Source organism: Mesorhizobium sp. B3-1-8 (assembly GCF_006439495.1).
Taxonomy (GTDB): Bacteria; Pseudomonadota; Alphaproteobacteria; order Rhizobiales; family Rhizobiaceae; genus Mesorhizobium.
The window spans coordinates 162,570-189,100 of record NZ_VFTK01000004.1 but is presented as its reverse complement, the minus strand read 5'-3'; the positions used below and the strand labels follow the sequence as shown (position 1 = coordinate 189,100).

At 63.5% G+C, this 26,531-nt stretch carries 25 protein-coding genes; 19 read left to right on the top strand and 6 right to left on the bottom strand.

Annotation, left to right across the window (positions count from 1 at the left end):
* Positions 1-85 precede the first annotated feature (85 nt).
* Positions 86-2,392 (bottom strand): FdhF/YdeP family oxidoreductase, encoded by a 2,307-nt coding sequence (locus tag FJ424_RS05620; RefSeq protein ID WP_140652635.1) that lies wholly within the window; start codon positions 2,390-2,392, stop codon positions 86-88.
* Between FJ424_RS05620 and FJ424_RS33465 the strand changes: the two genes are divergently transcribed.
* Genes FJ424_RS33465 through FJ424_RS05610 form a run of 3 tightly spaced genes read left to right on the top strand, consistent with a single transcriptional unit; the run spans position 2,391 to position 4,100 of the window.
* A complete protein-coding gene (locus tag FJ424_RS33465; RefSeq protein ID WP_181182008.1) occupies positions 2,391-2,552 on the top strand; it encodes a hypothetical protein in 162 nt (53 codons plus the stop codon). The two genes, FJ424_RS05620 and FJ424_RS33465, sit on opposite strands and share 2 nt — an antisense overlap.
* Positions 2,552-3,358, top strand: coding sequence for a nucleotidyltransferase family protein (locus FJ424_RS05615; RefSeq protein WP_140652637.1), 807 nt, complete (start codon positions 2,552-2,554; stop codon positions 3,356-3,358). Before FJ424_RS33465 ends, FJ424_RS05615 begins: the two co-directional genes overlap by 1 nt.
* Complete coding sequence (locus tag FJ424_RS05610; RefSeq protein ID WP_140652639.1) at positions 3,351-4,100, top strand: metallophosphoesterase; 750 nt, start codon at positions 3,351-3,353, stop codon at positions 4,098-4,100. The genes FJ424_RS05615 and FJ424_RS05610 overlap by 8 nt, the downstream gene beginning before the upstream one ends.
* 18 nt (positions 4,101-4,118) lie before the next feature.
* Here FJ424_RS05610 and FJ424_RS05605 read toward each other — a convergent pair whose 3' ends face one another.
* On the bottom strand, positions 4,119-4,400 hold the full coding sequence (locus FJ424_RS05605) for a hypothetical protein (protein ID WP_140640590.1): 282 nt from the start codon (positions 4,398-4,400) through the stop codon (positions 4,119-4,121).
* 136 nt (positions 4,401-4,536) lie between these two features.
* On the opposite strand from FJ424_RS05605, the gene FJ424_RS05600 reads away from it, so the two are divergent.
* Positions 4,537-5,748 (top strand): FAD-binding oxidoreductase, encoded by a 1,212-nt coding sequence (locus tag FJ424_RS05600; protein ID WP_140652641.1) that lies wholly within the window; start codon positions 4,537-4,539, stop codon positions 5,746-5,748.
* Between the two features lie 33 nt (positions 5,749-5,781).
* Here the strand turns inward: FJ424_RS05600 and FJ424_RS05595 are convergent, their stop codons facing one another.
* From FJ424_RS05595 to FJ424_RS05585, 3 genes are read right to left on the bottom strand one after another with little or no spacing between them, the layout of a single operon-like run.
* Positions 5,782-6,795, bottom strand: a complete 1,014-nt coding sequence (locus FJ424_RS05595; RefSeq protein WP_140652643.1) for an ATP-dependent DNA ligase — start codon at positions 6,793-6,795, stop codon at positions 5,782-5,784.
* Positions 6,789-7,220 (bottom strand): GFA family protein, encoded by a 432-nt coding sequence (locus tag FJ424_RS05590; protein WP_140652645.1) that lies wholly within the window; start codon positions 7,218-7,220, stop codon positions 6,789-6,791. The genes FJ424_RS05595 and FJ424_RS05590 overlap by 7 nt, the downstream gene beginning before the upstream one ends.
* Before the next feature lie 47 nt (positions 7,221-7,267).
* Positions 7,268-7,711 (bottom strand): PPC domain-containing DNA-binding protein, encoded by a 444-nt coding sequence (locus FJ424_RS05585; RefSeq protein WP_140652647.1) that lies wholly within the window; start codon positions 7,709-7,711, stop codon positions 7,268-7,270.
* Positions 7,712-7,969: 258 nt separating this feature from the next.
* Here FJ424_RS05585 and FJ424_RS05580 point away from each other — a divergent pair, with 258 nt between their 5' ends.
* From FJ424_RS05580 to FJ424_RS05570, 3 genes are read left to right on the top strand one after another with little or no spacing between them, the layout of a single operon-like run.
* On the top strand, positions 7,970-8,539 hold the full coding sequence (locus tag FJ424_RS05580; RefSeq protein ID WP_181175250.1) for a (2Fe-2S)-binding protein: 570 nt from the start codon (positions 7,970-7,972) through the stop codon (positions 8,537-8,539).
* Position 8,540: 1 nt separating this feature from the next.
* A complete protein-coding gene (locus FJ424_RS05575; RefSeq protein ID WP_140652649.1) occupies positions 8,541-9,563 on the top strand; it encodes a xanthine dehydrogenase family protein subunit M in 1,023 nt (340 codons plus the stop codon).
* Between the two features lie 2 nt (positions 9,564-9,565).
* The gene (locus FJ424_RS05570) at positions 9,566-11,845 is read left to right on the top strand and encodes a xanthine dehydrogenase family protein molybdopterin-binding subunit (RefSeq protein WP_140652651.1); all 2,280 of its coding nucleotides are present in this window, start codon (positions 9,566-9,568) and stop codon (positions 11,843-11,845) included.
* 223 nt (positions 11,846-12,068) lie between these two features.
* Here FJ424_RS05570 and FJ424_RS05565 read toward each other — a convergent pair whose 3' ends face one another.
* On the bottom strand, positions 12,069-14,522 hold the full coding sequence (locus tag FJ424_RS05565) for a membrane-bound PQQ-dependent dehydrogenase, glucose/quinate/shikimate family (protein ID WP_140652653.1): 2,454 nt from the start codon (positions 14,520-14,522) through the stop codon (positions 12,069-12,071).
* Positions 14,523-14,655: 133 nt separating this feature from the next.
* Here FJ424_RS05565 and FJ424_RS05560 point away from each other — a divergent pair, with 133 nt between their 5' ends.
* The 12 genes from FJ424_RS05560 to FJ424_RS05505 are packed head-to-tail and all read left to right on the top strand — an operon-like array spanning position 14,656 to position 26,524.
* Positions 14,656-15,375 carry a cytochrome c3 family protein gene (locus FJ424_RS05560; protein ID WP_140652655.1) on the top strand — a complete coding sequence of 240 codons (720 nt, stop codon included), beginning with the start codon at positions 14,656-14,658 and terminating at the stop codon, positions 15,373-15,375.
* A complete protein-coding gene (locus tag FJ424_RS05555; protein WP_140652657.1) occupies positions 15,359-18,349 on the top strand; it encodes a TAT-variant-translocated molybdopterin oxidoreductase in 2,991 nt (996 codons plus the stop codon). The genes FJ424_RS05560 and FJ424_RS05555 overlap by 17 nt, the downstream gene beginning before the upstream one ends.
* Positions 18,342-19,700 (top strand): NrfD/PsrC family molybdoenzyme membrane anchor subunit, encoded by a 1,359-nt coding sequence (gene nrfD, locus FJ424_RS05550; protein WP_140652659.1) that lies wholly within the window; start codon positions 18,342-18,344, stop codon positions 19,698-19,700. Before FJ424_RS05555 ends, nrfD begins: the two co-directional genes overlap by 8 nt.
* Positions 19,697-20,224: a DUF3341 domain-containing protein gene (locus FJ424_RS05545; protein WP_140652661.1), complete on the top strand. Its 528-nt coding sequence runs from the start codon at positions 19,697-19,699 to the stop codon at positions 20,222-20,224. The genes nrfD and FJ424_RS05545 overlap by 4 nt, the downstream gene beginning before the upstream one ends.
* Entirely contained in the window at positions 20,221-20,763 is a 543-nt protein-coding gene (locus FJ424_RS05540; RefSeq protein WP_140652663.1) for a cytochrome c, read from the top strand. Before FJ424_RS05545 ends, FJ424_RS05540 begins: the two co-directional genes overlap by 4 nt.
* Positions 20,760-21,872 (top strand): hypothetical protein, encoded by a 1,113-nt coding sequence (locus tag FJ424_RS05535; RefSeq protein WP_140652665.1) that lies wholly within the window; start codon positions 20,760-20,762, stop codon positions 21,870-21,872. The genes FJ424_RS05540 and FJ424_RS05535 overlap by 4 nt, the downstream gene beginning before the upstream one ends.
* Complete coding sequence (locus tag FJ424_RS05530; RefSeq protein ID WP_140652667.1) at positions 21,865-22,311, top strand: hypothetical protein; 447 nt, start codon at positions 21,865-21,867, stop codon at positions 22,309-22,311. The genes FJ424_RS05535 and FJ424_RS05530 overlap by 8 nt, the downstream gene beginning before the upstream one ends.
* Positions 22,308-23,060 (top strand): SCO family protein, encoded by a 753-nt coding sequence (locus tag FJ424_RS05525; protein ID WP_140652669.1) that lies wholly within the window; start codon positions 22,308-22,310, stop codon positions 23,058-23,060. The genes FJ424_RS05530 and FJ424_RS05525 overlap by 4 nt, the downstream gene beginning before the upstream one ends.
* Positions 23,057-24,010: a cytochrome c oxidase subunit II gene (coxB, locus tag FJ424_RS05520; RefSeq protein WP_140652671.1), complete on the top strand. Its 954-nt coding sequence runs from the start codon at positions 23,057-23,059 to the stop codon at positions 24,008-24,010. Before FJ424_RS05525 ends, coxB begins: the two co-directional genes overlap by 4 nt.
* On the top strand, positions 24,007-25,647 hold the full coding sequence (gene ctaD, locus FJ424_RS05515) for a cytochrome c oxidase subunit I (protein ID WP_140652673.1): 1,641 nt from the start codon (positions 24,007-24,009) through the stop codon (positions 25,645-25,647). The genes coxB and ctaD overlap by 4 nt, the downstream gene beginning before the upstream one ends.
* The gene (locus FJ424_RS05510; RefSeq protein WP_140652675.1) at positions 25,644-26,279 is read left to right on the top strand and encodes a cytochrome c oxidase subunit 3; all 636 of its coding nucleotides are present in this window, start codon (positions 25,644-25,646) and stop codon (positions 26,277-26,279) included. The genes ctaD and FJ424_RS05510 overlap by 4 nt, the downstream gene beginning before the upstream one ends.
* The gene (locus FJ424_RS05505; RefSeq protein ID WP_140640549.1) at positions 26,276-26,524 is read left to right on the top strand and encodes a cytochrome C oxidase subunit IV family protein; all 249 of its coding nucleotides are present in this window, start codon (positions 26,276-26,278) and stop codon (positions 26,522-26,524) included. The genes FJ424_RS05510 and FJ424_RS05505 overlap by 4 nt, the downstream gene beginning before the upstream one ends.
* Positions 26,525-26,531: the final 7 nt, after the last annotated feature.

The window sequence follows — 26,531 nt, the reverse complement described above, 5'->3', positions numbered from 1 at the left end:
GGCCCGGCCTGCATTCCTGTGTCACAAATGAGATCGCAGGCCGGGCTTTGCGCCAGCTTCATCCGCATGGGCTCATGGGCGAGCGTCATCCCGGTATGACCACCCGAACCGGAACCGATTTCGCCGCTGGCACGTGCGCCTTTTCGGCCCGATGCCAGAGCGGGATGAGCGGATTGAGCTCGGGATAATAGCCGGCGCAATCGCCGCGCGGAATTGAGTAGGGCGTAACGCGAAGGCCGCGCACCCGTCGTTCGACACCGTCATCGGCCGCGGACTCCAGGTCGATCACCTCGCCGTCATGGAGGCCCAGCCGTTCGATATCGTGCGCGTTCATCAGCAGCACCATCCGCGTCCCGCTGATGCCGCGAAGGCGATCCCGGTAGCCATAGATGGTGGTGTTGAACTGGTCGTTGGAGCGAACCGTGATCAATGTCAGCGCATCCGACCGCGAGACGTCGATGTCGGGATCCGTTTCGAGCATCGTCGGCGGCTTGAAGTTGGCTTTCTTGTTGGGGGTCTGCCACACCCGCTTGGAGGCCTTGATGTCGCGATGAAAACCGCCCGGCACCAGGAAGCGTTTGTTGAAGTCCTTGAAGTGGTCTGGATAACAACGTTCGATTTCGTCGCGCACGCGCGAATAGTCGGCCACCCATTCATCCCAGGGAATTGAACTCCTTCCCGCGACCGTCGCCTTGGCGAGCTCGGCGACGATCTTTGGCTCGGAGAGCAGACTGGGTCCGGCCGGCGGGCGATAGCCGAAGGAACCGTGGATGCAGGCTGTGGAATCCTCCATCGAGACATGCTGCTCGCCGGTAGCCTGCAAATCCTTCTCGATGCGTGAGAGACAGGGCAGCAAATAGGTGACCGCTCCCGGTATCAGGTGACTGCGGTTCAGTTTCGTGGCGATCTGGACATGCAATCTCAGGTGCCGCCAGGCGTCTTCGACAAGTCCGGTTTCCGGAACGGCCCGCACGAAGTTGCCGCCCAGTCCGATGAACCCCTTCACCGAGCCGTCGATCACGCCTTCGCATGTTTCGACCGTGTCGCGCCCTTTCTCGCGCGGCGGTTCGAAATTGTAGAATTCGGCGAACTTGTCGAGCGGGACAAGTTCCGGCTTTTCGGAAATGCCGACGGTGCGTTGGCCCTGGACGTTGGAGTGACCGCGAAGCGGCGACACGCCGGCGCCGGGCTTGCCGACATTGCCGCGCATCAGCAGCAGATTGCAAAGCATGTGGACGTTCTCGGTCCCGTGCCGGTGCTGCGTCAGGCCCATGCCGTAATTGCCGATGACCGCCGATGCCTTGCTGTAGATCTCAGCCACATGCTCCAGATCGGCGCGCGCAATGCCCGAACGCGCTTCGATCCTGTCCCACGATGTGCGGCGCAGATAGGCTTCGAACGCATCGAAGCCGTGTGTATGTTTCTCGATGAAAGCCGTGTCGAGGACACGCGGCGCGCCAGCATTCTTTGCCGCGTCGTCGAGCGCCAAAACGGCCTTCGCAATGCCCGTCATGGCGGCGATGTCGCCGCCGCCGCGAATCTGGAAGAAGTCGCTCGACATCCTGGTGCCGGCGCCCGGCGAAAGCATTTCAACCGGGCTCTGTGGATTCTTGAAGCGCTTCAGGCCGCGCTCCGGCAGTGGATTGAAGGTGATGACGGGTATGCCGCGCTGGCGCGCCTCCTCGATCGGGTGAAGCAATCGCGGCGCGCTCACGCCGGTGTTGTGGCCAAAGAAGAACATCAGGTCGCAATGGCCGAAGTCCTCCAATTGCACGGTGCCGACCGGCGAGCCGATGGACTCGGGCAGGCCGACCGAAGTCGACTCGTGGCACATGTTGGAGGAGTCCGGCAGATTGCCCGAGCCGTAGGTGCGCGCGAAAAGCTGATACATGAACGACGCCTCGAGCGAGGCGCGGCCCGAGGTGTAGAACACGACCGATCTCGGATCGAGCTTGCGGAGCTCCTCGCCGATGTCGCGGAACGCGGCCTCCCACCCGACCGGCTCATATTTGTCGGTGACCTCGTTGTAGCGCATCGGTTCGAGCAGCCGGCCCTGCTTCTCAAGGTCGTGATCGGGCCAATCGAGCAGCTCGTTGACGGAGTGGGCAGCGAAGAACTCCGGGCCGCAGCGCCGTTTCGTCTGGTCCCAGATCGTAGCCTTGGCGCCGTTCTCGCAGAATTCGAACGGGCGCGGCTTGGCGGGCTTCGCCCAGGAGCAGGAGACGCACATATAGCCGTCGGCCTTGTTCTGCTTGAGCAGCGTGCTCCAGATGCCCGACATCAGCAAGCCTTCGCCGCGTGCCTTGCGGATCAACGATTTGAGGGATCCCCATCCGCCGGTCGGATGGTTGTACTTGCGGATTTCGACATGATCGGTGGTGGAGGGATTCATGGTGGAGCTCGGCTCGTATTGCTTTGATCTCCAACCCGCACGGTTTCACAATGTTCCAGCCTCCTCCGCCATGAAGATGCCGCTGACGGCGGAACAACACCGGATCGCCGCTGTTTACCGAAACAGGTGGAAGAAGATAAAAAGCCGGAGCGACGGTTGATGGCCAATGACGAGTTGCCGGGAGTGCTGGCGACGCTGCCTGTGATCGACGCAAAGGCGGAGCCGACGCTGAAGAGCGCCGAAGCGGAAGCCTTCTATACGCACGCGATCCGCGAACTTGCTGCCACCGACATCCCTTTCCTGGTCGCCGGAACCTACGCCGTCAGCGCCTATACGGGCGTCGTACGCCAGACCAAGGACCTCGATATCTTCTGCAAGGCCGGCGATTGCCCGCGTATTCTCGCCCATTTCAAGGATATCGGCTACGCGGTCGAGATCGAGGACGACCGCTGGCTGGGGAAGGTCTTCGAAGGCCCGCATTTCTTCGATGTGATCTTTGCTTCCGCCAACGGCACCATGCAGGTCGAGGACCAGTGGCTGGAGAATGCCCGCCAGGTCGAGCTCTTGGGCAACCGGGTCCGCATCATCGGGCCGACCGAGCTCATCTGGTCGAAATGCTTCATCCAGGACAGGGGCCGGCATGACGGCGCCGACATCGCCCACACCATCCTCAAGGCGCATGAGCAGATCGACTGGCAAAGGTTGCTGTCCTATCTCGACACCCACTGGGAGGTGCTCTTGATGCAGGTACTGAATTTCCGGTGGATCTATCCCAGTGAACGCGACCACATTCCCGACTGGCTGCTGGACAATCTGCTCGAGCGGCTCGCCAGGCAGCGGCAATTGCCTTCGCCGAGGATGAAGATCTGCCGCGGCCGCCTGCTGTCGCAGGTCGACTATGAGATCGACGTCAAGGAATGGGGTTTTGCGGGCGTCGGCGGCGTTGGAGAATTCCGCGATGGCTGAACGAAGCAAGGCAGATCGCAAAGCGAGCGGCAACGGCAAAGTCAAAGTCGCTGCCCTGGGCGATCTGCATGTCCAGGAAGATGCGCAGACGTCCTACCGCGATCTGTTCGGCGAGGTTTCGCGCGAGGCCGACATCCTCGTGCTTACCGGCGATCTCACCAATCTCGGCAAGCCCAAAGAGGCCGAGCTTCTCGCCGAGGACCTGCGGGCCTGCTCGATCCCCGTCGTCGCCGTACTCGGCAACCACGATTACGAATCCGGCTGCGTCGACCAGATCGCGGCGACGCTCCGCCAGGCAGGCGTCTATCTCCTCGACGGGCAGGCGACGGAACTGATGGACGTCGGCTTTGTCGGCGTCAAGGGTTTTGTCGGCGGCTTCGGCTCGAGGATGCTCGGCTCTTTCGGCGAGCCCGCAATCAAGGCCATGGTGGCCGAGAGCGTCAATGAAGCGATGCGGCTGGAGAACGCCATGCGACAGGTTCGCGCCAAGCGCACGCTGGTGGTTCTTCACTATGCGCCGATCCCGGAGACGGTCGCCGGCGAGCCGCCGGAAATCTTCCCGTTCCTCGGATCATCCCGCCTTGCCGAAACGATCGACCGGTTCAAGGTGAGCGCCGTCGTGCATGGCCATGCGCATCGCGGCAGCTATGAGGGCCAGACCCCCGGCGGCGCCAAGGTCTACAATGTCGCCATGCACATCACGAAGCCGACGGGCCGGCCCTACGCGCTGCTCGAAATCTGAACTGGCTGGCGACCGCACCTAGACCTCGTCGAAACGACTGCCTTCCTTGGAAGGATCCTTCGACAGGACGCGTTCCTCCTCGTCGTCGGGCAAGGCTTCGTCGCTGTCCTGGAAGGGGTTGTCGTCATCTTCCTCGGGAAGATCTCCTTCCGCTTCGGCGTCATCCTGCGGGTCGCCGTTTACGGCAACGCTGTCCGGCAGGATTCTGCCACCCTCAAGAGCGTCCCAATCCTGCTGCTCGATGGTCGGGGCTTCGGTTTCTTCGGTCTTTGCCGGCCGCTGTTTGTCGCGCGGGTCCATGACGTTCTCCAATACTCAGCTTCGACTGGAGAACCCGCCGCAAGACGAGTTGTTCCGCTTCTTGTCCGCCGCGGAACGCCGTCGACCGGGAACGGCAGCGCGCTTTGTGACTTATCGTGCGGAACCGGGAACTTTCATGCCTCGCAAGCTCGATCTCAGAAGCGGCACACCTGTCTGGGCTGCCTATCGCTCAACTGCGGTGCCGGCAGACCGCCTGACCCGAGATGTAAAAACCGACATCCTGATCGTCGGCATGGGCATCAGCGGCGCGATGATGGCCGAAGCGCTGACCCGCGATGGCCATTCCGTGATTTGCATCGACAGGCGCGGGCCGCTGAAAGGGTCGACGGCAGCCACGACGGCGCTTGTTCAGTTCGAGATCGATCAACCGCTCATCAGGCTGTCCCGGATGATCGGAGGCGATGCCGCACGACAGGCTTGGCGGCGCTCGCGACTGTCGCTGCTCAACCTGCGCGGACGCATCGCGGAACTCGATATCCGCTGCCGGGCGGCGGATAGGCCATCGCTTTACCTGGCTGGCAATAGGCTCGATGCGTCGGACCTGCGCCGCGAGGCGGAGGCACGCCGCGAGGCGGGCATTGGAGCGTGCTTGCTAACACGAAAAAAGCTGAGAGAGGATTTCGGGATAGGTCGCGCCGCAGCAATTCTGAGCCATGGCAATCTGGCGCTCGATCCGCGCAAATTGACGTCCGGACTGCTGAGCGCGGCCCTGCAACGCAAGGCGCGGTTCTATGCGCAGGCGGAAGCGACTGCGATCAAGGACAATCGGCTCGGCGTGACGGTGGCGACCCGAGATGGCCCTGTGATCAAAGCCCGCCATCTTATTCTCACAACCGGATACGAACTGCTCGACATCGTGCCGAATACCGGCCATCGCATCATCTCTACATGGGCGATCGCGACGCGCCCGCAGCCGAAAAAACTCTGGCCGCTCGCCGCCATGATCTGGGAGGCTTCCGATCCCTACCTCTATCTCAGGGCCACATCCGACGGCCGCGTGATCTGCGGCGGCGAAGACGAGGAGTTCACCGACGAGGAACGGCGCGACGCCCTGACCGCGCAAAAGACGGATCGCCTTGAGCAGAAACTCGGGAAGATGTTCCCGCAACTGGACACAGCGGCGAACTTCGCCTGGGCAGGCTCATTCGGCGCCACCGGAACCGGACTGCCGATCATCGGCGGCGTGCCGGGGCATCCGCGCGTTCATGCGGTGATGGGCTATGGCGGAAACGGGATCATCTTTTCCCAGATCGCGTCCGAGATCATCTCGGCGTCCATCGCCGGCAAAGATGATGCGGACGCAAGTCTGTTCGCGTTCAAGACATGATCCTCCAGACTTTGTAGCCGCCGGCAGGTTAGGCTACTCGATCTGCTCGAACGTGCACTGGCGCGGCGCTTTGTCGGGTCGCCAGCGCAAGAGCCTGGTGCCGTGGCGGAAGCGGTCGCCGGTGACATGATCGAAACGAACCTCGACCACCAGTTCCGGCTTCACCGCGTCCCATTCGCCGCTGCGCTCTGTGCTCCAGCGGCTCGGTCCGCCGGGGGCCTTGCCGGTGAAACCCGGCCCTCCGCGCAACGCCTCGAGCTTCGTCGTGAGCGCGGCGCGGCTCTCATTGGCAATGGTCGATGTGAAGCCGACATGATCGAGCTGCCCCTGGCCGTTGTAGAGGCCGAGCAGCAACGATCCGACCTGCAGCTTGCCGTTCAGATAGCGGAAGCCGCCGACCACACAGTCCGCCGTGCGCAGCCGCTTGACCTTGACCATCGCGCGCTCGCCTGGCCGATATGGCTCGTCGAGCATCTTGGCGACGACACCGTCGGTCGAGCCGTGGCCGGCGCCTTGCAGCCATTGCCTAGCGGTGGCGACATTAGTGGTGGATGGCGACAGCCGGAGCCCGGCAGAGGGTACTTTGGCCAGGAAGGCCGCCAAAGCGTTACGCCGATCGCCCAAGGGGCGTTCGAGCGTGATCTTGCCGCCCGGGGCGACGAGCATATCGAAGAGGATCAACTGCGCCGGCGTCTCGATGCTCAGCTTGCGGATGCGGCTCTCGGCCGGGTGCAGCCGCATCTGCAACGCGTCAAAGGAAGCGCGACTGTCGATCTCGATGACGATCTCGCCGTCGACGACGAAATCCCCGGCATCGAGGCTTTGCATCGTCGCGATCAATTCGGGAAAGTAGCGGCCAAGCGGCTTGCCCGACTTCGCCCTTAGATCGACCGCCTTGCCGTCCTTGAAGGCAAGACAACGAAATCCATCCCATTTCGGCTCATAAAGCCAAGGGCCGTTTCCCTCCGGCAACACTTCCGCCGTTCGCGCTTCCATCGGCGGCGTGTCCAACGGCAGCGGGAAGCCGCTGTTTTGGGCCACTACCATCGCTCTTCCGTGTCATGGTGCGGCAAGTCGATGCCGCAGCAGACCCAGCCGAGCCGCTGCGAGGACCCGTAATTGTGCCGTGGCTCAAGCTCGGCGGGATCGTCAAAGGTCCCGATATGCATCGCGATTTCCCGAGGGTTCGCGTCATAGGCAAGGGTAAGCGGCGTACCGCAGGACTGGCAGAAACATCTCCGGGCGATTGGCGACGAGCGGCGACAGGTCGGTTCCACGGTCAGCCACGCGAGGCCGGCGACTGGCACCCAGCCAAGCACGGCGAAGGCGCTGCCGGTCGCGCGGCGGCACATATCGCAATGGCAATAATGCACGCGCGGCTCGCCCGTCAGGCGGTAACGGATATTCCCGCACAGGCACCCGCCATATCGCTCGACGGCTGCGTTTCGCGTAAAGACGTCCGGTTGTTCCATCAAGTCTGAACGCCTGATCGAAGATGCGGTTTCGGTAGCGCAGGATTTCACGCGTCAAGATCGATCAGGGCGATGCCGAGGGCTGGTCGTTTCGTGCGCCGCAAATGCACAGGCGATTCCGTCACCGTGACTTCCAGTGTCGGCTTCACCATGCCTTCGAGCAGATGTCCGCCGCGGGTCGATCCATCGCTCAGGCCAAGAACGGCATGGAGATGCAAGCTCGCCTTGCCGCTGTCGTCGACGGCGATGTCGCCGATCGCGCTCAGCACCTCGCATTGTTCGGCGACCGGGATCTCGCGGTAGGATTTCGATTGGAAGTCGAACCAGCCAACCGTCGCTTTTTCAAACGCGCCGATCGCCGTCAGGGAGGCGCCGGCAATTCCCTTCTGACCGGCAAAGTCGGTGAGCGACGCGAAGGCTTCCTCGCCCGGATCGAGCACGACCACGAATGTCCTTTGCCCGGGGGTCTCTGCGACCAGTTTCGATTTCATGATGCCCTTTGGATGTGCCGGTGGCTCTTGGGCAAGAACTCCTAATCAGGACGCATGTTCCAGTCTGTTGAGAGACCCAAGCGACGATCCAGCCGTCAACGGCGGAGTCACGCTTCCGTGAAGTGCCGCGGGTTTTGGGGTGGCCAATGGGAACATTGGCTTCGTTGAAAGGTTAGCGCACGGACCCAGCCAGCCCAGGAGCGAGCCATGTCCCAGCCCTCAGCCCTATCCAATAATGGTCTCAGTCGAAGGCGTTTCATGGCAGGTTCGGTGTCGGCGGCCGCCACTGCGCCGTTGCTTGCTTCGCATGCACGGGCCGAAGCGCCGAGCGCAGCCCAGCCGAAATTGAGGCAACCGGCCGTCACGTCGTTGCGGATCAACAGGCAGGCTTATGAGTTGTCGCTCGATACGAGAACCAGCCTGCTCGATGCGTTGCGGGACCATGTCGGACTGACCGGCACCAAGAAGGGCTGCGACCATGGCCAATGCGGCGCGTGCACGGTGCTGGTCGACGGCAAGCGCGTGCTGTCCTGTCTGAGCTTCGCTGTGATGAACGACGGCAAGGACATCACGACGGTCGAAGGGCTCGCCTCCAGCGATGGCAAGTTGCATCCGATGCAGCAGGCCTTCATCGACCATGATGCTTTCCAGTGCGGCTATTGCACGCCGGGACAGATCCTGTCGGCGATCGGCTGCGTGAATGAGGGTCACGCGGAATCCGAGGATGACATCCGCGAATATATGAGCGGCAACATCTGTCGCTGCGCCGCCTATCCCAACATTGTCGCCGCTGTCCTGCAGGCACGCGATCAGATGAAGGGAGCGTGACATGCACCCCTTCGTCTACGAACAGCCGACCGACATTTCCGCTGCGGTCGCGATCGCCTCACGCTTCACCACCAACGACGACCAGCCGACACGCGCGAATGCGCAGTTCATCGCCGGCGGCACCAATCTTGCCGACTATATGAAGCTCGGCGTTGCCGAGCCGAACCGGCTGCTCGACCTCAACCGGCTTGCCGACCCTGGTCTCAGGCAAATCCGGGTCACCGATAATGGTATCCGCTTCGGCGCCCTGGTGCGGATGGGCGAGGCCGCCGACCATGCGGAGGTCAAGCGCCGCTATCCGGTCATTGCCGACAGCCTGCGGCTGGCCGCGAGCGGCCAGATCCGCAACATGGCGAGCCTCGCCGGCAATATCCTGCAGCGCACGCGCTGCGAATATTTTCGCGAGACGTCCTGGCACTGCAACAAGCGCGTGCCCGGTTCGGGTTGCGCGGCAATGGAAGGTTTCAATCGGCAGCACGCGGTGCTCGGCGCGAGCGACGCCTGCATCGCCACCTATCACGGCGATTTCGCCCAGGCGCTGATCGCGCTCGATGCCGTCGTTCATGCCGAAGGCTCGCGCGGGGCGCGAAAGCTACCATTCGCGAAGTTGCATCGGCAGCCCGGCGACACGCCTTATATCGAGACCGACCTTGCAGCAGACGAGATCGTCAGCGCCATCGAAGTACCCGCTATCCCATGGGCGCGGCGCTCGCTCTATCTGAAGATTCGCGACCGCGAATCCTATGCCTTTGCGCTGGCTTCAGCCGCCATTGCGCTCGACCTCGACGGCGACAATGTTCGTGAAGCGCGCATCGCGTTGGGCGGCGTGGCGACGGTGCCTTGGCGCGCCCGCGCGGCCGAAGAAGCCCTGCAAGGCAAGAAGCTGGACGAGGCATCGGCAGGAGTTGCGGCGGATGCCGCCTTCGCCGAAGCACAACCGCGCCAGCACAACGCATTCAAGATCGAACTCGGCAAGCGAACGCTGGTGCGCGCGCTGCTTGAAGCCCGCGACATGGAGGTGTGACCATGGACACAGCTGCTCCAAGACCCAAAGAGAACCAGGGCGCACCGCTGCCGCGGGTCGATGCGCGCCTGAAAGTCACCGGGCAGGCGCACTATCCCGCCGACTTGCCCACCGCCAACATCGCCTATGGCGCGCTGGCCGCCAGCAGCATCGCCAAAGGCAAGGTGACGAAGCTCGATCTGGACAAAGCCCGCGCGGTGCCCGGCCTGCTCGACATCGTCACCTATGGCGACATGGACAAGGTCGATAAACCGAAATTCGGCAATTCCGGCGCCACCTCGATCGGCCCATTGCACGACCGTACGATCTTCCATGACGGGCAGATCATCGCGCTTGCCGTCGCCGAGACTTTCGAAGCGGCTGAAGAGGCGGCGCAGCTGATCCGCGCCGAGTATGAGGACGACAAGCCAACCGCGAGCTTCGACAGCCCCGGCACGAAAACCGTCCCGGCGGCCGGCAAGAGCCCATTGTTCAAGGAGGACGTCAAGGCAGGCGATTTCGACGCGGCTTACGCCGCCGCAGCGGTCAAGATCGACCAGCGTTATTCGACGCCTACCCAGCACCACAATCCGATCGAGTTGTTTTCAACGACCGCGTTCTGGGAGGGCGACCAGCTTGTCGTGCACGAGGCCTCGCAGAACGTCACCGGCTGGAAAGTCGAGCTCGCCCGGCAATTGAAGATCGATCCCGGCAAGGTGCGCATCGTCAGCCCTTTCATCGGCGGCGCCTTCGGCTCGAAGGGACCGATGACGCCTCGCACCGCGATCGTGGCCGTTGCCGCCAAGCGGCTCGGACGTCCGGTGCGTTGCGTGACCAGCCGCATGCAGGCTTTCGGCATTCAGACCTATCGGGCCGAAACGCGGCACCGCATCCGCATCGGCGCCGGCAAGGACGGCCGCATCACCGCTTTCGCGCATGAGGGCTGGGAGGTTACGTCGCGGCCGGACCTTTATGTCGTCGGCGGCACCTCGGCGACTGGCCGGATGTATGACTACGGTTCGGTGCTGACGCATGTCTCGCTGGTGCAGGCCGACCGCAACACGCCTGGCTATATGCGCTCGCCACCCGAAACCCCGTACGTCTACGCGTTGGAGAACGCCATGGACGAAATGGCGGTGGCGCTCGGCATGGATCCGGTCGAGTTCCGTCGCATCAATGAGCCGAAGACGGAGCCGATCGGCAAGAAACCGTTCTCCAGCCGCTCGCTGACCCAATGCTACGATCAGGCGGCGGATGCGTTCGGATGGGCCAAGCGAGATCCCAAGGTCGGCGCGATGCGCGACGGCGACTGGCTGATCGGCATGGGCTGCGCCACGGCCATCTATCCGACAGCGGTAGCGCCATGCGCGGCACGCGTGCGCCTCACAGCTGACGGCGAAGTTCGGGTGCAATGCGGTTCGCACGAGATCGGCACCGGCGTGCGCACCGTGGCCGCTCAGATGGCGTCGGAGCGCCTCGGCGTCGGCATCGACAAGATCAGCGTCGAAATGGGCGACAGCAGCCTGCCTCCGGCTCCGGTCTCGGGCGGGTCGATCTCCACGGCCAGTGTCTGCTCGGCGGTGCTCAAGGCATGCGACGCGATCCGCACCAAGCTCTATGCCGCCGCGACCGCCGAGGGTGGTCCGCTGGCCGGTTCCCATAACGAGGAATTCGACCTCGCCGACGGAAAGATCATGGCAAAGGGCAGTGCGTCGGCCAAGGTCGAGGACGTCCTGAAGACCATGCAGGTCGGCGCCATCGAGGAATATGTCGAGTTTGCGCCGAAGGGCGCGACGCCCGAGGCGCTGAAGAAGCTCTATGCCGGCACGCCGGAGTTCCATGGCGCGGACCAGGACGAGGACTCCGTCAAATACGCCTTCGGCGCCGAATTCGTCGAGGTCCGCATCAACCGCTATACCAGGGAAATCCGCGTGCCACGCATCGTCGGCGCCTTTGCCGCCGGCCGCATCATGAACACGCGCACCGCGCGCAGCCAGTTGATGGGCGGCATGATCTGGGGCATCGGCCAGGCGCTGCACGAGGCGACCGAAGTCGACAGTCGCTATGCCCGCTATGTGAACCGCGACCTGCAGGACTACCTCGTCCCGGTCAATGCCGACATCAAGGACCTGCAGGTGATCCTGGTGCCGGAGGTCGATCACGCCGTCAATCCGGCCGGGGTGAAAGGCCTCGGCGAGCTCGGCAATGTCGGCACGGCCGCGGCCGTTGCGAGCGCGGTCTACCATGCGACCGGCAAGCGCATCCGCGACCTGCCGATCAGGATAGAGCAACTGCTCGCCTGACCATGTCGGATGAAGATCTCCCCGGGAGAGACCAATGTTTCACATTGGCATATGGATGCTGCCTGTCGCGGGCATCCCTCTCATCCTCATTCTGATCTGGATGTACTTTCTCGCCAGGCGCCGAAGCCGACGGTTGGCGAGGAACAGGAGCGAGCCGCCGCAGGCGACGGTGCGGAGCAACGATGGGGAAAGCTAAGGCTTGAGAGCCTGGCCCCAAACCTATTCAGCTCGCAGGCAGGGCATAGGCGATGACTTCGTCGCCGACTTTCGTCTCCATGAAATGATGCCCGCCGGGCGCGATGACGATGTATTGCCTGCCATCGACCTCATAGGTCATCGGCGTCGTCTGGCCGCCGGCGGGAAGGTCGGCGTGCCATACTTCCTTGCCCGTCTTGATATCGATGGCGCGCAGCTTGTTGTCGGTGGTCGCGGCGATGAAGATCAGGCCGCCGGCCGTCACCAGCGGACCGCCATTGTTCGGCGTTCCGATGGTCAGCGGCAGCATGGAAGGAAGGCCGAAGGGCCCGTTGTTGTCGGCGCTGCCGAGCGGCTCGTCCCACAGCGTCCTGCCGGTCTTGAGATCGATCGCGCGGATATGACCATAGGGTGGCTTCGAGCACAGCAGGCCCGTTGGCAAGCGCCAGCCGGCATTGACGGCAATGGCGTATGGCGATCCGGCCTGCGGATCGCCGATGTCCTTCACCTTTTTCGGGCTGCCGCCCTTGTCTATCGGCTTGAAGCCCATCTGGTCGGCCTTCTCGCGCGGGATCAACTGATTGTAGTTCGGCATGTCGTTGTAATTGGCGATCAGCACCCCGCTGTCGGTGTCGACGGCGATGCTGCCCCAGTCCGAGCCGCCATTGTAGCCGGGATATTCGATGAAGGGCCGGTCGACCGTCGGCGGCGTGTACTCGCCCTGATAGGAGGCGCGATGGAACTGGATGCGGCAGTAGAGCTGATCCAGCGGGCTCATGCCCCACATGTCCTTTTCGGTCAGCACCGGTTGGTCGAGATGCGCGTAGCCCGAATAGGGCTGCGTCTTGGAGAGCTTGTCCGGTTCGACGCCGCCCGAGGGCACATTGCGCTCCTCGACCGGGAAGAGCGGCTTGCCGGTCTTGCGGTCGAGCACGTAGATCTGGCCCTGCTTGCTGGGCACGATGATGGCGGCGATCTTGCCGGTCACGGTCGGGAAATCGACGAGCGTCGGCTGTGAGCCGAGGTCGTAGTCCCAAAGATCGTGGTGCACCGTCTGAAAATGCCAGGCCGGCTTGCCGGTCATGACGTCGATGGCGACGATCGATGAGTTGAACTGGTTCTCGAAATCCTTGCGATCAATACCATAGTAGTCGACGGCGGCATTGCCGAGCGGCAGGTAGACATAGCCGAGTTGCGGATCGGCGGCCGCGACGGTCCACATGTTCGGGGTGCCACGCGTGTAGGTATCGCCGGCAGGCGGCGCGCCCGCCCGATCGGGATGTCCCATGTCCCATGCCCAGGCGAGCTTGCCGGTGGTGGCGTCATAGCCGCGGACGACGCCCGAAGGCGCGTTCTCGGCCTGGCCATCCTTGACCTGCGCACCGACGACCGCGATGCCGCGCACGATGGTTGGCGGCGCGGTGACAGAATACCAACCGGGTACCGTCTCGCCGATGCCTTGCGTGAGGTCGACGATGCCCTGCTGGCCGAAGTCCGTGCAGGGTTTGCCGGTCTTGGCATCGATGGCGATCAGGCGCGCGTCCAGTGTTCCGATGAGAATCCTTGTCGCGCAGGCTTGATCCGCCTTGGCGCCCGGCACGGCGAAATAGGCAACACCGCGACAGCTCGCGCCATAGGGTATGGCGTCGTCGGGGACCTTCGGGTCGTAACGCCATTCTTCCTTGCCGCTGCGGGCATCGGCGGAAATGATGATGTCCTTGGCCGAGCAGGCATAGAGATGGCCGCCGATCGCGAGCGGCGTGTTTTCGGGCGAGTAGAGGTCCTTGGTCGCTTCGTTCGGCATGTCGCCGGTGTGGAAGGACCAGGCGCGGGTGAGCTTGGAAACATTGGTCGCGGTGATCTGGTTCAGCGGCGAATAGCGCGTCCCCAGTTCCGATCCGCCATAGACCGGCCAGTCATTGCCGGCCTGATGGGTCGCGGTGTCCGGCGAGGCCGGCGTTCCGTTCGGCGCGGGCTGCGCGGCAGGCGCCGGCTGTTGCGCCGGTGACTGCGCCAAGGCATCGATGTGCAGGAAGGTGAACGCGCCCAGCGCAATGACCGGCAGCAGCAGGCTTGTCACATAGGCGGCGTTCCTGCTGCCTCGGCTGCCGATGTCGCGGAAGGCTGGAACGGCAAGCAGGACGAAGATGAGGATGATCGTGGGAGCCAAGACGCGCGGCATCAGCGCCCAGCCGTCGAGACCGACCTCCCAATAGGCCCAGGCAAGCGTTGCGAGCCATGTCAGGACGTAAAGCCAGACACCGGCCATATTTTCTGCGAGCAGCAGAATGCCCGCGAGCAGCAATGCGATGCCGGCGGGCAGATAATACCAGGAGCCGCCGAGCGCGACGAGCCAGGCGCCACCGCAGCCGATCAGCAGGCCGAGAACGACCAATAGGATGCCGACCAGCGCTCTCCACCAGTACGCGACGCCGCGATGGCGCAGAGGACGATGGGGGTTGTTTTCAGCGGCGTCGGTCATGGCATTTTCCAGCGTGAAACAGATCGTGATATCTGGCGAACGCATGCAGCCGGCTGTGGTTGCGGATTAAATTCGGGATCCGCCGTCGCTGCCGGTCACCATTCTGTGATCCTTTTGCGGCTTCGGAACCTTCGTGGCGAAAGCACCGTTAGGTGTCGTCAACTCTGAGTTTGCCTTCAGCAGAATCGGCGAGGGGATGCCGCAGATCTTCTCGAAAAACGCCAATGGCGTTGCGCGCTTTGTCATCTGGGGAAGTTGTGCAGTTCTGCTGATCGCCGCCGCGATCGGGACAATCCTTCCCCGTTCGGACCTGGTAACGGGAGTAGGTGAGCCATTGGCGCAGCCGGTGCCGTTCAGTCACAAGCACCATGTCGGCCAGCTCGGCATCGACTGCCGCTATTGCCACAACGGTGTCGAGACCTCGTCTTCGGCGGGTCTACCGGCGACCGAAGTCTGCATGACCTGTCATTCGCAGCTTTTCACCAACGCCGAGATGTTGGCGCCCGTGCGCGCAAGTCTGGCTAGCGGCAAACCGATCGAATGGCAGCGCGTCAACAGCGTACCCGACTTTGTGTTCTTCAATCACGCCATACACGTTAATAAGGGCGTCGCCTGCGAGACCTGCCATGGCGAGGTCGACCAGATGCCGCTGACCAGGCGAGCGCATACGCTGAGCATGGAATGGTGCCTCGGCTGTCATCGCAATCCCGGACCCAATCTGCGTCCGCCACGGGACGTGTTCCTGATGCACTGGCAGCCACCTGAGGACATCGCCGAGATCAGGCGACGGCTTATCGGCATGCTCGACATCCATCCCGAGACGATGACGGATTGCTATGTCTGCCATCGCTGAAGGAAAGGCGCGGCCCGCTATCGACATCGCAGCGTTGCGCCGACGGCTGACGAGCGGCCACGACATGTGGCGCAGCCTCGACGAGATTGCCGGCACCGTGGAATTCCGGCGCTTCGTCGAAGCCGAATTTCCGGCAATCGCGGAGCGCCTGCCGGCCAGGCCGAACCGGCGCACGCTGCTGAAGCTGATGGGCGCTTCGCTGTCGCTTGCCGGGCTGGCCGCCTGCAGCAGGGCGGAAGGCATCGTGCCTTATGTGCGCCAGCCGGAAATGCTGATCCCCGGCAAGCCGGCCTATTACGCGACAACATTGTCGAGCGACGGCTTCGGCATCGGCGCGATCGTCGAAAGCCATGAAGGGCGGCCGACAAAGATCGAGGGCAATCCGGATCATCCGGCGTCGCGCGGCGCAACCGACGCTGTGATGCAAGCAGCAGTGCTGACGCTGTTCGACCCTGATCGCTCGCGCACCCCGCTCAAGGATGGACAGCCGGCATCCTATGGCGATTTCCTCAAGGACATGGCGGCACTCGTCTCGCGCTGGACGGCCTCACAAGGACAGGGCGGAGCCCTGCTGGTTGAAGCGACTACCTCGCCGACTCTTGCGGCGCAGTTGGATGCGCTGCGGGCACGCTATCCGAAACTGAAAATCCATCGTCACGACCCGATGGCGATACCGGCGGCGGCGGAGGCGTCACATGCACTGTTCGGATCGGCGCTGACGCCGGTCTACCGCTTCGATCGTGCCGAAACGATCGTCAGTCTCGACGCCGATTTCCTGGGCGAGGGGCCGGGGCGGCTGGCTTACGCGCACGACTTCGCCGCGCGGCGACGTGTGCGCAGCCCGAACGACGGGATGAGCCGGCTCTATGCGGTGGAATCGACGCCGACGATCACCGGCGCGGCGGCCGATCATAGGATAGCGATACGGCCGAGTGAGGTCGAAGCCGTGGCTGCCGGGCTTCACGCCACGCTGGAAGGCCAAGCCGGGGCGCTCGTAGCGCCAATCGACCAGACTCCGATCGACGCGCCATGGATGAATGCGCTGGTCGATGATCTGAAGGCAGCCGGCCCCAACGCACTGGTCGTGCCGGGTGCGCATCAGAGCGCGTTCGTTCACGCTGCCGCGTTTGCCGCCAATGCGAGGCTTGGCGCGCTCGGCAATACGATGGAGTTTATCGCGGCACCGGATGCGCTGCAGGTCGATGGCGATCTGGAGGCGATGTGCGAAGCGATTGGCCACGGGGCGATCGACGCGGTCATCGTGCTCGTCGCAAATCCGCTGCACACCGCGCCGGCAGTCCTCGATGTGCGCAAAGCCTTTTCCGGCCTGAAGCTGCTTGTCCATCAGGGGCTCTATCGCGACGAGACGGCATTCCTGGCGCATTGGCATGTGCCTGCGGCGCATGAACTCGAGAGCTGGAGCGACATCCGAGCCCATGACGGCACGGCCTCGCTGGTGCAGCCGCTGATCAGGCCGCTTTACGACGGCAAGACCGGGCATGAGCTGCTCGCCGTGCTTGGCGGCCAATTCCAGACTGATCCGCTGTCGCTTGTCCGGCAGCATTGGGCAGAGCTCGATGATGACACGTGGACAAAGGCTCTGCGCGACGGCGTTATAGCGAGCAGTGCCGCCAGGCCGGCATCCGTTACAGTGCCGCCGGATCTGGCGGGACTGAAGCCGGCGGCAAACGCGGGCAATGGCATCGAGGTCCGCTTCGTCGCTGATCCGTGGCTGCGTGACGGCCGCTTTGCCAATGCGTCGTGGCTGCAGGAGCTGCCGCGACCGCTGACCAAGATCGTGTGGGGCAATGCTGCGCTCATATCGCCCGCCACTGCCGAGCGACTGAAAATCGAAAACGGCGATGTCGTCAATGTCGCCTCAAATGGCGCGGACGTCGATGCGCCGGCCTGGATCGCGCCCGGCCATCCGGACGAAACGATAACGCTTTCCTTTGGCTTCGGGCGAAAGATCGGTTCCGTTGCCGCGCTGTCGGAAGGCTACGACGCCTTCCATTTGCGCCGTGGTTCGGAATGGTTCGCGACCGGCGCGGCCATCGCGCCCCGCAAGAACAGCATGCGCGTCATCACCACACAGCTTCACCAGGCGATGGAAGGCCGCGCCATCGTGCGCCATGCTTCGCTCGACGCGTTCCGGCAGAACCCGGATTTCGTGCGCAAGGATGCGCCGCCGTCACCGGCGGAATCGCTCTACCCCGATTGGCGCTACGATCAGGAAGCCTGGGCGATGGCGATCGATCTATCCGCCTGCATCGGCTGCATGGCCTGCGTTTCGGCCTGCCAGGCCGAGAACAACATTGCGCCGGTCGGGCCGGAGGAATGCGAGCGCGGCCATGAGATGCACTGGCTGCGCGTGGACCGCTACTATGCCGGGCCAGTCGATGCGCCCGAGACCTTTTTCCAGCCGGTGCCGTGCATGCATTGCGAAAAGGCGCCCTGCGAAGTGGTGTGCCCGGTCAACGCCACCGTGCATACGCATGATGGGCTGAATGCGCAGGTCTACAACCGCTGCATCGGCACGCGCTATTGCTCGCAGAACTGCCCCTACAAGGTGCGGCGCTTCAACTTCCTCGACCACCAGTCGTTCGACAAGGACGAAGCTGGGCCGGAGCAGGGCGTGCACAATCCGAACGTCAGCGTGCGCTCGCGCGGCGTGATGGAGAAATGCACCTACTGCGTCCAGCGCATCAGCGCCAAGCGCATCCAGGCGCAGATCGAAAATCGCGACATCGCCGATGGCGAAGTGGTTACCGCCTGCCAACAGGCCTGCCCAACCCAGGCCATCACCTTCGGTGATCGCAACAGGAAAGACGCAAAGGTCGTTCGGGAGAAAAGCGCGCCGCAGAACTACGCGCTGCTGGAGGAGCTGAACACACGGCCGCGCACCTCCTATCTCGGCAAAATCTCCAATCCGAACGGCAGGCTTGCCAGACCAAGCGAGGCGACCGATGGCTGAAGCCGGCGCGAACAGCTCGGCTGTCCTGCGCGGCCGCCACGACTTTCCCGAGATCAGTGGGCGCATCGGCTCGATCGTGCTCAACGGCCGCCTGCCGCGTCATTTCTGGACGGCGTTCTTCCTTTGCTTCCTGCTCGTCCTGCTGCTGCTCTATTCGATCACTTACCTGATCGCCGTCGGTGTCGGCGCCTATGGTATCGACATTCCGGTGGCCTGGGGCACGATGATCTCCAACTTCGTCTGGTGGATCGGCATCGGCCATGCCGGTACGCTGATCTCGGCGGTGCTCCTGCTGCTACGCCAACCATGGCGCGCCTCGATCAACCGCTTCGCCGAAGCCATGACGCTGTTCGCCGTCGCCATGGCGGGATTGTTTCCGATCCTGCATCTCGGCCGGCCGTGGTTCTTCTACTGGCTGCTGCCGCTGCCCAATGCGCATATGCACTGGCCGCAATGGCGCAGCCCGCTCGTCTGGGATTTCGCGGCGATCGCGACCTATGCGACCGTCTCGCTGCTCTTCTGGTATATGAGTCTGCTGCCGGATCTGGCGGTGCTGCGCGACCGCGCGAGAGCAAGGCCGGCGCAGCTCTTCTACGGCATATTGGCGCTTGGCTGGCGCGGCTCGGCCTATCATTGGTCGCGCTATCAGGTCGTCTATTTCCTGCTAGCCGCCCTGGCCACGCCGCTGGTCGTTTCGGTCCACTCGATCGTTTCGCTCGACTTCACCTTCGCGATCACGCCCGGCTACCACTCGACGATCTTCCCGCCCTATTTCGTCGCCGGCGCGCTGCTCTCAGGCTTCGCCATGGTGCTCACCATCGCCATTCCGCTGCGCTGGGCTTTTTCGGTCGAGGACCTGATCACGGTCAGGCATATGGACAATGCCGCCAAGCTGATGATCGCCGCCGGCATGGTTGTCGCCTATGGCTATGTCTCCGAAGCATTCTTCGCCTGGTATTCGGGCGAGCCCTACGAACGCGCCATGATGGCGCAGCGCGCGCTAGGTCCCTATGCGCCGCTGTTCTGGACGATGCTCGGCCTGAACTGTGGCGTGCTGCAGTTGCTGTGGTTCAGACGCATCCGCCGCAACATGCCGCTGCTGTTCGCGATCGCCATTGCCATCAACATCGGCATGTGGATTGAACGCTACATCATCGTCGTGACGGGGCCGAGCCGCGACTACCTGCCGTCGGCCTGGGGCGAGCAGTCGCTGACCTGGCTCGATTTCGGCATCCTGTTCGGCTCGATCGGCACCTTTTTCGCGCTGGTCTTCCTGTTCATCCGCATCCTGCCGGCGATCACCATCTTCGAGGTCGAGGAACTGGCTGAGGAGGAGGGCAAGCTCAGATGAGCCTCTACGGTCTCGTGGCTGCGTTTGCCGCACCCGAAGCGCTTGTCGAGGCAGCCCGCGGCATGCGCGAGCGCGGCTACCGGCGCATGGATGCGTTCTCGCCGTTTCCGCTGAAGGAATTGGATGAGATACTGGAAATTCGCGCCACGCGCCTGCCCTGGGCCGTGCTCGCCGGCGGCATTGCCGGTGCCGCTCTTGTCTATGCGCTGATCTGGTACTCCGTCGAGATCGACTATCCCATCAATGTCGGCGGCCGGCCGCTGCATTCCTGGCCGCCTTTCGTCGTCATCGCCTTCGAGGCCGGCATTCTCGGCGCAGCCTTCGCCGGCTTTCTGGGTGTGCTCGCGGCCAACGGTCTGCCCCGCTACCATCATCCGGTCTTCAACGCCCAGAGCTTCAGCTACGCGCGCGGCGGCAAGTTCTATCTGCTGATCGAAGCGGCCGATCCGAAATACCGCAAGGGCGTGACCCGGGGCCAACTGACGCGGCTCGGTGCCGAGACGGTCGAGGAGGTCGAAGCGTGAGCCGTCTCGGCCTAACGCTTCTGCTCGGAGCGCTGGCTGTCGCCGGCTGCCGGCAGGACATGGAGGACCAGCCCCGCTACGATCCGCTGGAGGCGAGCAGCCAATTCGCCGACGGCATGTCGGCACGCACGCCGGTCACGGGCACTGTCACACGCGACGCCGATCTTTCGCCTGTCCCGGACAAAATCCCCTATCCGATCACGACCGAGCTGCTACAGCGCGGCCAGCAGCGTTTCGACATATTCTGTTCGCCCTGTCACGGCCGCACCGGCGACGGCCACGGCATGATCGTCCAGCGCGGCTTTCCGGCGCCGCCAAGCTACCATCAGGATGCGCTGCGCAAGGCCTCGGACCGCCACTTCTACGACGTCATCACCAACGGCTACGGCGCGATGTACTCTTATGCGGCGCGCGTGCCGCCACGGGACCGCTGGGCGATCGTCGCCTATATCCGCGCGCTGCAATATTCGCGCGCCGCTCCAGTCGCCGAACTTCCGCAAAGCCTGCGCGCGCGGCTTGAAGCGGAGGCATCACCATGAGCCGCCTCGAGCAAGGTCTTGTGGCGGTCGGCGTCGCGGGACTTGTTCTTTGCGTTCTTGGCGCATCGCTCGATGCCAAAGCGATGCTGGGCGCCTGGGTCGCGGCAGCTATCTTCGCAATCAGCCTGCCGCTCGGCGCGCTGACCATATTGATGGTGCACGGGCTGACCGGCGGACGCTGGGGCGAGGCGGTCCGCCAGCCTTTGCGGGTCATGATCGCGATGCTGCCACTTGCGCTCATCTTGCTCCTGCCGGTGCTGATGAGACTCGACCTTATCTTCCCATGGGCCGGCGCGGATTCCGCGATGCTTTCTGAGAAGGTTCGAGAGAAGCTCACTTATCTCAACATGCCGTTCTTCCTGCTGCGCTTCGCTGTCTGCGCGGCGATCTGGCTCGTTCTCACATGGGTGGTGCTCGGCTCGACTTCAGAGGATTCCGAGAAAGCTGGCAACGGGAGGAAATACGCTCTTGGCCTGATCCTCCACGCGCTTGCCGTCAGCGTCTTTGCCATCGACTGGATGCTTTCGATCGAGCCGGAATTCACCTCGACCATCTATGCGCTTTGTGAGGCCTCCGCCGAAGTCGTCGGAGCTTTCGCCCTGGCGATCCTTGTGCTGGCCGCAAGACGGGCAGTGGAGGTCATACCCGGTGGCGAGGAAGATGTCGCGCTCAGCGAGGACCTTGCCAACATGCAGCTGGGCTTCCTGCTGACCTGGATCTACCTCGTCTTCATGCAGTGGGTTGTCGTCTGGGGCGGCGACCTGCCCGACGAGATCGGGTGGTACATCATTCGCGCGACGGGGGGCTGGCGGCATCTGCTGTGGCTGCTGATTGCCTTGCAGGCGGCTGCGTTCACAGGCTCGCTCAGCCGACGGCTCAAGCGCAGCCATGACGGCCTGGTCTGGCTGACGGGGGCAGCTCTCGCAGGCCATTTCGCCGATGTGTTCTGGCGTATACGGCCACCGCTCTTTTCCGGCGGTCTGCTAGCGCTCTGGCATGATGCGGTCGCCTGGATGGGACTGGGTGGGCTGTGGCTTGCGCTGTTCCTCTTCCTGCTCCGCCGGCCAGACAGGATCGTCTGGTGGAGGCGGGAGGTCGCCCATGGCTAAGGCGCACCGCCATCCCGAGACGCGTGATGTCCAGCCGCGGGTGCTGCTCGCTTTCGGTGGCGGGCTGCTGCTGTTCATCGCCTTGGCCGCGATCGGCATGAAGCTCGCCTTCAACACCACGCCGACATGGCTGCCGGTTCCGACGGAAACCAGTCCGGAAAGCCCCGATCTGCAGACCGCGCCAAGGCAGGACCTGGCAAGTCTTCGCGCCGAGGAGGATCGCCAGCTCAAAATGCTTGGCTGGGTCGACCGCAATGCCGGCATCGCCCGTATTCCGATCGACGACGCCATGTGGGCAATTGTCAGCAACGGTTTGCCGGATTGGTCGCAGCAGCGATCCGCGACCACTGGAGCCGATGACTGCGCCCTGGTCACAGCGGCCGTTCCCCGCGCTCCGCAGGCCCAGAATTGCCGACGGCAAAGCGGGGCAGGGCGATGAGAAGCTTGTTAGCCGCCCTTTGTCTGTTCGTTGCCGGCGCGGCCCCTGCCGCCGAGCGACCGACATTCGATCCAAAGCTCGGCGCACAGCTGACGCTGGACCGCGAACTGATCGACGCCAGCGGCCGGAAGCTGACGCTGGGCGAAACGCTGGGCGGCCATCCGGCGCTTGTCATCTTCGGCTACGACAAATGCCCGAACCTGTGCGGCGTCACCCAGCAGGCCGTTGCCTCCGACCTGAACAAGACATCGCTTCGGCCGGCAGACTACCGCGCGCTGTTCATCTCGATCGATCCCGAGGAGACCCCGGCCGACGCGGCCACGGCGCAAGATGACATCGCTTCCGCCGCCGGTCCGGCAGGCCTGCCCGCCTGGCGTTTCCTGACCAGCAGCGATGGCGCAGGCGCAGCGCTTGCCAGCGAGGCAGGCATCACCTTCGACCGGCGCAAAGGCATCGATCAGTTCGTCCATCCGATCGCGGTCATAGCACTTACGCCGTCTGGCCGGATTTCACAGGTGCTGCCGGCGCTGACCTTCACGCCGCGCGATCTCAAGCTCGCGCTGGTCGAAGCGTCGGAGAACAGGCTCGGATCGATTGCCGATCACGTCTTCCTGCTCTGCGCCGGCTTCGACAGTTCGAAAGGCCAATACACGCCAGCGATCTGGGCGGCGCTGAAAGTCGCGAGCCTGGCAACGCTGCTTGGCCTCGGCGCAACCGTGCTCTGGCAGAGCTGGAGAAGGGCAAGGTGAGCTTCGGCATTCCCTTCTTCCCCCAGGAGGCTTCCTCGGAAGCCGGCCAGGTCGATGCGCTGTTTTACACTTTGCTTGCTTTTTCCGTCGTTCTCGGACTGGCGCTGACCGGACTGGTCGTCGGCTACGCGGTGAAATACCGCGTTGGCTCAAAGGCGGACCGAACAGGCAAGCGTTCCCGCAGCCTGCCGCTGGAAATGAGCTGGACGATCGCCAGCCTGATAATCGCCTTCATCTTCTTCGGCTGGGGCGCGACGCTATTCGTTCGCCGCGACCATCCACCGGCGGACGCGCTCGAGATCACCGGACTCGGCAAGCAATGGATGTGGGAATTCAGGCAGCCAGGCGGCCAGCGCGAGATCAACGAATTGCATGTTCCCGTCGGCAAACCTGTCGTGGTGTCGCTCGCCTCACAGGACGTCATCCACTCCTTCTACGTGCCGGCGTTCCGTATCAAGCAGGATGCGGTGCCGGGCCGCACGACGCATATCTGGTTCATCGCCACCGAGCCAGGCCGCTACCACCTGTTCTGCGCCCAATATTGCGGCACGCAGCATTCCGAAATGGGCGGCTGGGTGACCGTGATGGCGCCCGAGCAATATGCCGCGTGGCTGAACAGCCAGGGCGAAGGCGAGACGCTTGCGGCGAGCGGCGAGAAACTGTTTCGCGCGCTGGGCTGCTCGGGCTGCCATGGCGCGAGCAGCAAGGTGCGGGCGCCGTCGCTTGACGGCATCTTCGGCCGGCCGGTGGCGCTCGACAACCAGCAGACGGTGATCGCAGACGAGCGTTATCTGCGCGACTCCATCCTCAATCCGAAGAAGGAAATCGCGGCGGGCTATGAACCGGTCATGCCGAGCTTCGACGGCTTGATCGACGAAGGCGAACTGCAGATGCTGCTCGCTTATCTGAAGTCGCTTTCGCGTCAACCAACGGCTGGAGCCATGCCATGACCAACGTGGCGATGCAGGGCACGTATTTGGGGGAGGGGAGCGGGCCTCGCGCGTGGCTGCTGACCACCGACCACAAGCGCGTTGCATGGCTCTACCTGATCTCGCTGACTGCCTTCTTCTTCCTCGGCGGCGCCATGGCGGTGCTGATGCGCATCGAGCTGGCGACACCGGCGGGCGACCTCGTCTCCGACGATGTCTACAACCGGCTGTTCTCGCTGCACGGCATCATCATGGTCTGGTTCTTCCTGGTGCCGTCGATCCCGGCGACATTGGGCAATTTCCTTTTGCCGTTGATGATCGGCGCGCGCGACCTCGCGTTCCCGCGGCTGAACCTCGCCAGCTGGTATGTCTTCATCTTCGGCAGCTTGTTCGCGCTGTTTGCGGTGGTGGCGGGCGGCGTCGACACCGGCTGGACGTTCTACACGCCGCTGTCGACGCTCTATGCCAATGGCTGGGTCTCGACCGCGGCGTTCGGCGTCTTCGTCGTCGGCTTCTCGACGATCATGACCGGCATCAACTTCATCGTCAGCGTGCACACGCTGCGCGCGCCCGGGCTCACCTGGTTCCGCCTGCCGATCTTCGTCTGGACGCTCTACGCCACCAGCCTGGTGATGGTGCTGGCGACCCCGGTGCTCGCCGCCTCGCTGATCCTGATCGTGCTGGAGCGCGTGTTCGGCATTGGCATCTTCAATCCCGATCTCGGCGGAGATCCTTTGCTCTTCCAGCATCTCTTCTGGTTCTACTCGCACCCGGCGGTCTACATCATGATCCTGCCAGGCATGGGCGTGGTGTCGGAGGTGCTGCCCTGTTTCAGCCGCCGGCCGCTGTTCGGCTACAAGGCGGTGGCGATGTCGTCGATGGCGATCGCCATCTTCGGCTTCCTGGTCTGGGGCCACCACATGTTCGTCAGCGGGCAATCTTCCTATGCCGGCGTGGTGTTCTCGTTCCTGTCGTTCTGCGTCGCTATCCCGTCGGCGATCAAGGTCTTCAACTGGAGCCTGACGCTGCGCAAGGGCGAGATCAGCTTCGAGACGCCGATGCTTTACGCGCTGTTCTTCCTTGCGCTTTTCACCTTCGGCGGATTGGCGGGGCTCTTCCTTGCGGCGTTGGCGGTCGATGTCCATGTCCACGACACCTACTTCGTCATCGCGCATTTCCACTACATCATGGTCGGCGGCATGGTGACGGCGTACATGGCGGGGCTGCATTTCTGGTGGCCGAAATTGACCGGCCGCATGTATTCGGAAACCGCGGGGCGTATAGCAGCGACCGTCACTTTCGTCGGCTTCAATCTGACCTTCTTCCCGCAATATGTGCTGGGCTTCGACGGCATGCCTCGGCGCTATCATACCTATCCGCCGGAGTTCCAGTTCTGGAACGTGCTGTCCTCGGCTGGCGCAGTGGTGCTGGCGATCGGCTATTTGATGCCGTTGTTCTATCTCGGCTGGTCGCTGTTTCGCGGCGCTCGCGCGACCGACAATCCGTGGAACGCCACCGGGCTCGAATGGCAGACGGGCTCGCCGCCGCCGCCGCATAATTTCGAGACGATGCCGGTTGTGACCCGACCGGCCTATGCCTACGACATGAAGGGGCTTGAGCACGAACGCTTCAGTCCGCATCTGGAGGCAGGCGGATGAGCGGGACCGAGAGCGTCGCCTTCGACAGCCCCCAGCGCGAACGGCGCGCCGACAATTTTGCCATGTGGGTGTTCATCGGCTCCGAGGCGATGCTGTTCGGCGCGATCTTCCTGGTCTTTCTCGTCGCGCATATCGATTTCGGCCCCGCCTTCGCGGCAGCATCGAAACATCTTTCGCTGCCGCTCGGCACCCTCAACACGGCCGTGCTGATCACCAGCAGCTTCACCATGGCGCTGGCCCATATGCTTGCGCTTCACAGACGCTGGCGCGCTACGGTTTGGGCGCTGGCCGCGACATCTGCGCTGGGTATTTGCTTCCTGGCCGTGAAAGGCATCGAATATGGCAAGGAAATCGGTGAAGGCCTGGCGCCGCTCCTTGGCCTGCCGTTTCGCTATGCCGGGCCGGATCCGACCCACGCCGAATTCTTCTTCGGCCTCTATTTCGCGATGACCTCGCTGCACGCGCTGCACCTGATCGGCGGCATCGTCGTCATCGCCGGCATGGTCGCGCTCTGGCGGACCGCCAGCCCTGCCAACCGGCTGCGCCGGGTCGTGGCCGTCGGCCTCTACTGGCACTTCGTCGACATCATCTGGGTGTTCATGTTCCCCGTTCTTTACCTGATCAACCGATGAGCGAACTGCGCAAACTCACCTTCGGCTATCTAGGGCTGCTCGCGCTGCTGGCACTGACGGTCGGCTCGTCCCTTTTCGACCTTGGCGGTTTCAATGTCGCCCTCAACCTGGCGATCGCCGCCGCGAAGGCGGTCCTGATCGCCATGTTGTTCATGCATTTGACAGGCATGTTGCCGCGGCTCGCCGTTGCGGCCGCCGGGCTTTGGCTCGTCATCCTCTTCGGGCTGACGCTGATCGGACGATAAGAGAGCG